This window comes from Pseudomonas sp. CM25 (genome assembly GCF_013179705.1).
In the GTDB taxonomy this organism is placed as follows: Bacteria; Pseudomonadota; Gammaproteobacteria; order Pseudomonadales; family Pseudomonadaceae; genus Aquipseudomonas.
On sequence record NZ_JABMCW010000315.1, the window covers coordinates 1 to 6,171 of the forward strand.

Below are 6,171 nucleotides of genomic sequence, written 5' to 3' on the forward strand. Positions count from 1 at the left end.
GGCCTCGCTGGGCGATGGTGACCAGGCGGCCATCGGCATGCACGTGGGTGCAGCGCTGGTGGGTACCTTCTTCGGTATTCTGGCTGCCTACGGCTTCTTCGGCCCGCTGGCCAAGTGCCTGGAGCACGACGCCAAGGAAGAGTTGAACCTCTACGAATCGATCAAGGCCTCGCTGGTGGCCTCGGCCTCGGGCATGCCGCCTTCGCTGGCGGTCGAATTCGGGCGCAAGGTGCTGTACCCCAAGCACCGCCCAAGCTTCGCCGAGCTGGAACAAGCGGTTCGCGGTCGCTGAGTCATGGAGAACAATCAGCCCATCATCGTCAAGCGTGTCAAGCGCTATGGCGGCGGCCACCATGGTGGCGCCTGGAAAATCGCCTTTGCCGACTTCGCCACGGCGATGATGGCGTTCTTCCTGGTGCTGTGGCTGTTGTCCACGGCCACGCCTGAGCAGAAGATCGCCATTGCCGGCTACTTCCAGGACCCGATCGGTTTCTCCGAGAGCGGCACGCCTTATGTCATCGACCTGGGTGGTTCACCTGAGATGGCGCCGGAGAAAACCATCAATCCGGAAGTGAAGACCGAGCCGACGCAGCAGTCCCCCACTCAGTTGAACAAAGACCAGGTCGAGACCATGGCCGAGCAGGTCGAGCGTGAGCGCCTGGAGCTGCTGCTGCAGGAACTGCAGAACAAGGTGGAAGAGAACCCTCAGCTGCAGAAGTTCAAGGACCAGATCCTGTTCGAGATTACCCAGGACGGCTTGCGCATCCAGATCATGGACGCCGAGAACCGGCCGATGTTCGACATCGGCAGCGCGCGCCTGCAGCCGTACTTCGAAGACATCCTGCTGGCGATGGCCGACACGATCAAGGCAGTGCCGAACAAGATCAGCGTCAGCGGCCACACCGATGCCAAACCGTATGCCGGCGCTGGCGAGTTCGGCAACTGGGAGCTGTCGGCCAACCGCGCCAACGCCGCGCGCCGCGCCCTGGTCGCCGGTGGCTATCCGGATGGCCAGGTGGCGCGGGTGGTGGGCTATGCCTCGTCTTCGCTGTTCGACCGCAAGAACCCGTTCAACCCGGTCAATCGCCGCATCGACATCATCGTGCTGACCAAGAAGGCCCAGCGCGACATCGAGGGTGAGCAGGGCGCGCCGGCTGCCGAGCCTGCGGCGCCCGCCAGTGGCGCTGCGCCGGGGGTATCTGCACCGGCTGCGCCAGCTAACCCGGGGCCTGGCGCCGACGCAGAGCAGGCGCCGATGCAGCCGCGTGAGCTGCGTCAGAAACTGAATATCTTCGAAGAGGGCACGTTGAAGATGGATGAAGCCAAGGAGCAGTAAGCCCTTTCGCGCCCTCAGTTAAGCAATTGGGGCCGCTTTGCGGCCCATCGCCGGCAAGCCAGGCTCCCACAAGTACGGCGCATGGCTTGAATTCGCTGCGGTCGGGGTGGGAGCTGGCTTGGCGTGGCGACGAACCGCAGCGATGGGCTGCGCAGCAGCCCCATTAGCCTTAACTGACTGGCATTAGGGCTTGCCCCGCGAAGCGCCGCGCGTGCGGCGCTCGATCTCACGGGCAGCATAAATGCCAAGCCGGTCAGTAGCTGTCTTCCGTCAAGCTGGCGATGATCGAGCGGTAGCTGTTCATGCGCTGCGGCTTGATACGGCCTTCGTCCAGCGCCTTGAGCAGCGCACAGCCCGGTTCGCGATCATGCTTGCAGTCGCGGAAGCGGCAGGTGCCGAACAGGTCGCGAAACTCGATGAAACCGTCTTCCACATCGGTACGGCTGACGTGGCCAAGGCCGAACTCGCGGATGCCCGGCGAGTCGATCAGGTCGCCGCCGTTGGGGAAGTGGTACAGGCGCGCGGTGGTGGTGGTGTGGGTGCCCTGGCCAGACCATTCGGACAGGTCGCCGACGCGGGTGCCGGCATCCGGCAGCAGGCTGTTGACCAGCGACGACTTGCCTACCCCGGACTGCCCGACGAACACGCTGATGTGGCCATCGAGCTGTTGTTGCAGGCGCTGCATGCCGTCGCCGTGGTGTGCCGAGACCTCCAGCAGCGGGTAGCCGAGCTCGCGGTAGACCTCCAGCAGTGCATGCAGGCCGGGGCCGTTCTCGTCGTTGACCAGGTCGGCCTTGTTCAGCAGCAGCAGCGGGCGCAGGCCGGCATGTTCGGCGGCGACCAGGTAGCGGTCGATCAGGTTCGGGTGCGGCTCCGGGGCCGGTGCGAACACGATCACGATCAAGTCGACGTTGGCGGCTACCGGCTTCAACTGGCCGTGGTTGTTCGGGCGGCACAGCTCGGTACTGCGTGGCATCTGCGCCACGATCACGCCGATACCCTGGTTGCCCGCACGCCATACCACACGGTCGCCGGTGACCAGCGCTGGCAGGTTGGCGCGCAAGTGGCAGCGGAATACCTGGCCGGCGGTTTCACCGTCCTGGGCTTCCACCTCGACCTGCACGCCGAAGTGCGCGATCACCAGGCCCAGTTGCTCCGGCCCCAGGTCGCCACCTTCCAGTTCCTGCAGCGCATTCTGCTCGCGTTTGGCGGCGCGCGCGGCGCGCTCGCCCTGGATTTTTTCGATACGCCAGTTCTGGCGGCGATTGAGCTGGCGTTTGGCCATGAAATTTCCGTGGTGGTTCGGTGTAGGGGCAGATTGAAACGGCAGGCAGTTTAGCACGGCAGGCTGAGGACCATTCCGCTTACCTGCATGCGGCGCATGGGCGTGCCCCGGCCACTAGGCTACTATGACGGCCTATACAAGGAGCACCTGCATGCAAAACCCACAGAACCTGATCTGGATCGACCTGGAAATGACCGGGCTGGATCCGGACAGCGACGTCATCATCGAGATGGCCACCATCGTCACCGACAGCGAGCTGAACACCCTGGCCGAGGGCCCGGTGATCGCCATTCACCACAGTGACGAAGTGCTGGCGCGCATGGACGAGTGGAACACCCGCACCCATGGCGGCTCGGGCCTGACCCAGCGTGTGCGCGAGAGCAAGGTCGGCATGGCCGAAGCCGAGGCGCAGACCATCGCCTTCCTTGAGCAGTGGGTGCCGAAAGGCAAGTCGCCGATCTGCGGCAACAGCATCTGCCAGGACCGCCGCTTCCTCTACCGCCATATGCGCGACCTGGAAAACTACTTCCATTACCGCAACCTGGATGTCTCGACCTTGAAGGAGCTGGCCGCGCGCTGGGCGCCGGACGTTCGCGACAGCTTCAAGAAGGGCAACACCCACCTGGCGCTGGATGATATCCGCGAATCGATCGCCGAGCTGCGCCACTATCGCGAGCACTTCATCAAGGTGTGAGCCGAAAGGGCGCAGATATTGTGCCTGCGCCCCCTTTTGGTGCCTTGGGCAACTGGTTAGACTGCGCGCCTTTCCTGCAGGGACCCGCGCCATGTTGTTGATGCTCTACCTCATCGCCATCACCGCCGAAGCCATGACCGGTGCATTGTCTGCCGGACGCCGCGGCATGGACTGGTTTGGCGTGGTACTGATCGCCTGCGTAACGGCCCTGGGTGGCGGTTCGGTGCGTGACGTGCTGCTCGGGCATTACCCGCTGACCTGGGTGAAGCACCCGGAGTACCTGGTGTTGACCAGCCTTGCTGCGCTGCTGACCATTTTCATCGCACCGATGATGCGCCGCCTGCGCTCATTGTTTCTGGTGCTCGACGCCCTGGGCCTGGTGGCCTTTACCCTGATTGGCTGCATGACCGCGCTGGAGATGGGGCAGGGCATGCTGGTGGCGTCGATCAGCGGGGTGATCACCGGGGTGTTTGGCGGCATCCTGCGGGATATCTTCTGCAACGACATTCCGCTGGTGTTCCGTCGTGAGCTTTATGCCAGCGTGTCGTTCGCGGCGGCCTGGTTCTACCTGGGTTGTGTGTATTTCCAGGTGCCGGCGGAGCAGGCGATGCTGCTGACCTTGTTCGGCGGGTTTCTGGTGCGGTTGCTGGCGATACGTTTTCACTGGGAAATGCCCAAGTTTCATTACAACGATCAGCAGTAAGTGCGCTCGTCTTGAGGGTTGCTGCGCCTGTGAGATCGAGCGCCGCCCGCGCGGCGCTCGATGTCTGCAACACCATCAAAATCAACGATTACGCCTAGCGGCCTCCATCCCCTTCAACGCCGTGCCGGGCCAGCGCCCACTCGACGTGCTCGCGCACCAATTCAGACGCATCCTCGCGCCGCGCCTTCAGCGCTTCTATCACCGGAATGGTCGACGGCGCATTGCCCAAGCCCACCGCCAGGTTGCGCAACCAGCGCTCATACCCCGCCCGGCGCAAAGGCCCGCCCTCGGTCTTGCGCAGGAAGGTCCGTTCATCCCACAAGAACATTTCAGCCAGCTCGGCATTCTCCAGCCCGTGCCGGGGCTGGAAGTCCTGCTCCTGGCTATGCCTTGCAAAGCGGTTCCATGGGCAGACGATCTGGCAGTCGTCGCAACCGAACACCCGGTTGCCCATCATCGAGCGCAACTCGACGGGGATTGGCCCCCGCAGCTCGATGGTCAGGTAGGAAATACAACGCCGCGCATCCAGCACATAAGGCCCGACAAACGCCTGGGTCGGGCAGATGTCCAGGCAGGCCTGGCAGCGCCCGCAGTGCTCGCTGGTGGTGGCTTCGTCCACCGGCAGCGGCAGGTCGACGAACAGTTCGGCGAGGAAAAAGTAGCTACCCGCCTTGCGGTTGAGCAGCAAGGTGTTCTTGCCGATCCAGCCCAGCCCGGCCTGTTCGGCCAAGGCCTTTTCCAGCACCGGTGCGCTGTCGACGAACGCGCGGTAGCCGAACGGGCCGATCGCCTCCTGAATGCGGTCGGCCAGAAACTGCACGCGCTTGCGCACCAGCTTGTGGTAATCGCGGCCCAGGGCGTAGCGCGACACGTAGGCTTTCTCCGGCTGCGCCAGGCGCTGTGCCATCTGCGTGTCGCCGGGCAGGTAGTCCATGCGCAGCGATACCACGCGTACCGTGCCAGGGATCAACTGGTCGGGGTGCGAGCGCTTGCTGCCGTGGGCGCCCAGGTATTCCATTTCGCCCTGGTAGCCGGCGTCGAGCCAGCGCTGCAGGTGGTGTTCATGTTCGCCAAGGTCGACCCCGGCGATGCCGACGTGGGCAAAACCGAGTTCCTGGCCCCAAATCTTGATGGATTGGGCCAGTTGGGCGAGGTCAGGCGTAGAAGCGGACATGGATGGGCAAGGCAATACGGGCTCAGGTGCGTATAATTCTGCCAGACATTGGAGCCTTTGACCCCATGCCGCAGACCAAACACCCAAGCCTGACCCAACAAATGCTCAGCAGCGTGACCGTCGCGCACCTGCCGGCACGGCATGCGCACGCCCATAAAGGCGACTTTGGCCATGTGCTGGTGGTTGGTGGCGACCTCGGTACCGGTGGCGCTGTACTGCTCAGCGCTGAAGCCGCATTGCGCTGTGGCGCCGGGCTGGTCAGCGTGGCAACCCGGCCGGAGCACGTCGCGGCCAGCCTGGCGCGCCTGCCCGAGGTCATGTGTCTGGGCGTCAGTTCGGCCAACCAGTTGATGGGTGTGCTGGAGCGCGCCTCGGTGCTGGTGGTCGGCCCAGGCCTGGGCCAGGCCGCATGGGGCCGTAGCCTGCTGTCGGCAGTGGCCAATGCCGAGCGGCCGCAGGTATGGGATGCCGACGCCCTGAACCTGCTGGCGCGCACCCCGCTGGCCTTGCCCAGCGGCAGCGTCCTCACCCCCCACCCAGGGGAGGCAGCCCGCCTGCTAGGGATTTCCACCGAGGCGGTGCAGGCGGACCGCCCGGGTGCTGCGCGCAAGCTGGCGCGTCGTTACAACAGCGTCTGCGTGCTTAAAGGCGCTGGCACCCTGGTGGCGGATCCCACCGGCAAGCTGGCGCTGTGCGAGCGCGGTCACCCGGCGATGGCGGGCGCGGGGCTAGGCGATGTGCTGACCGGTGTACTGGCGGCGTTGTTGGCCCAGGGGCTTGGCGCCTGGGAGGCGGCCGGCCTGGCGGTATGGCTGCACGCCTGTGCCGGCGAGCGTCTGGGTGTGAATGGTAGAGGCCTGGCGGCCAGCGATCTGGCGCCGGTCATTCGTGAGTTGTTGGAGGAGCATTCTGCGTGTCTGGTTTAACCCTGTTTCTGGCCGATGAAGCGGCCATGGTCGCCTTCGGCGGCAAAATGGCC

General features: G+C 64.6%; 6 protein-coding genes and 1 pseudogene. 5 read left to right on the forward strand and 2 right to left on the reverse strand.

The window, feature by feature from the left end:
- Positions 1 to 292, forward strand: a pseudogene (locus HP546_RS24135) (flagellar motor stator protein MotA); the annotation flags it as partial.
- Between the two features lie 3 nt (positions 293 to 295).
- Positions 296 to 1,336 carry a flagellar motor protein MotB gene (gene motB, locus HP546_RS24140; RefSeq protein ID WP_172230462.1) on the forward strand — a complete coding sequence of 347 codons (1,041 nt, stop codon included), beginning with the start codon at positions 296 to 298 and terminating at the stop codon, positions 1,334 to 1,336.
- Positions 1,337 to 1,589: 253 nt separating this feature from the next.
- Here the strand turns inward: motB and rsgA are convergent, their stop codons facing one another.
- Positions 1,590 to 2,621, reverse strand: coding sequence for a small ribosomal subunit biogenesis GTPase RsgA (rsgA, locus tag HP546_RS24145; protein WP_172230465.1), 1,032 nt, complete (start codon positions 2,619 to 2,621; stop codon positions 1,590 to 1,592).
- 151 nt (positions 2,622 to 2,772) lie between these two features.
- Between rsgA and orn the strand changes: the two genes are divergently transcribed.
- The gene (gene orn, locus HP546_RS24150; protein WP_172230468.1) at positions 2,773 to 3,315 is read left to right on the forward strand and encodes an oligoribonuclease; all 543 of its coding nucleotides are present in this window, start codon (positions 2,773 to 2,775) and stop codon (positions 3,313 to 3,315) included.
- A 91-nt stretch (positions 3,316 to 3,406) separates the two neighbouring features.
- Complete coding sequence (locus HP546_RS24155; protein WP_172230471.1) at positions 3,407 to 4,018, forward strand: trimeric intracellular cation channel family protein; 612 nt, start codon at positions 3,407 to 3,409, stop codon at positions 4,016 to 4,018.
- A 94-nt stretch (positions 4,019 to 4,112) separates the two neighbouring features.
- On the opposite strand, the gene queG is transcribed toward HP546_RS24155, so the two are convergent.
- Complete coding sequence (gene queG, locus HP546_RS24160) at positions 4,113 to 5,192, reverse strand: tRNA epoxyqueuosine(34) reductase QueG (protein WP_172230474.1); 1,080 nt, start codon at positions 5,190 to 5,192, stop codon at positions 4,113 to 4,115.
- 65 nt (positions 5,193 to 5,257) lie between these two features.
- Here queG and HP546_RS24165 point away from each other — a divergent pair, with 65 nt between their 5' ends.
- Positions 5,258 to 6,118 carry an NAD(P)H-hydrate dehydratase gene (locus HP546_RS24165; RefSeq protein ID WP_172230477.1) on the forward strand — a complete coding sequence of 287 codons (861 nt, stop codon included), beginning with the start codon at positions 5,258 to 5,260 and terminating at the stop codon, positions 6,116 to 6,118.
- The last annotated feature ends 53 nt before the right edge of the window (positions 6,119 to 6,171 follow it).

Coding starts and splice junctions, on each gene's coding strand:
- motB (WP_172230462.1), top strand. CDS start 296: ATGGAGAACAATCAGCCCATCATCGTCAAGCGTGTCAAGCGCTATGGC.
- rsgA (WP_172230465.1), bottom strand. CDS start 2,621: ATGGCCAAACGCCAGCTCAATCGCCGCCAGAACTGGCGTATCGAAAAA.
- orn (WP_172230468.1), top strand. CDS start 2,773: ATGCAAAACCCACAGAACCTGATCTGGATCGACCTGGAAATGACCGGG.
- HP546_RS24155 (WP_172230471.1), top strand. CDS start 3,407: ATGTTGTTGATGCTCTACCTCATCGCCATCACCGCCGAAGCCATGACC.
- queG (WP_172230474.1), bottom strand. CDS start 5,192: ATGTCCGCTTCTACGCCTGACCTCGCCCAACTGGCCCAATCCATCAAG.
- HP546_RS24165 (WP_172230477.1), top strand. CDS start 5,258: ATGCCGCAGACCAAACACCCAAGCCTGACCCAACAAATGCTCAGCAGC.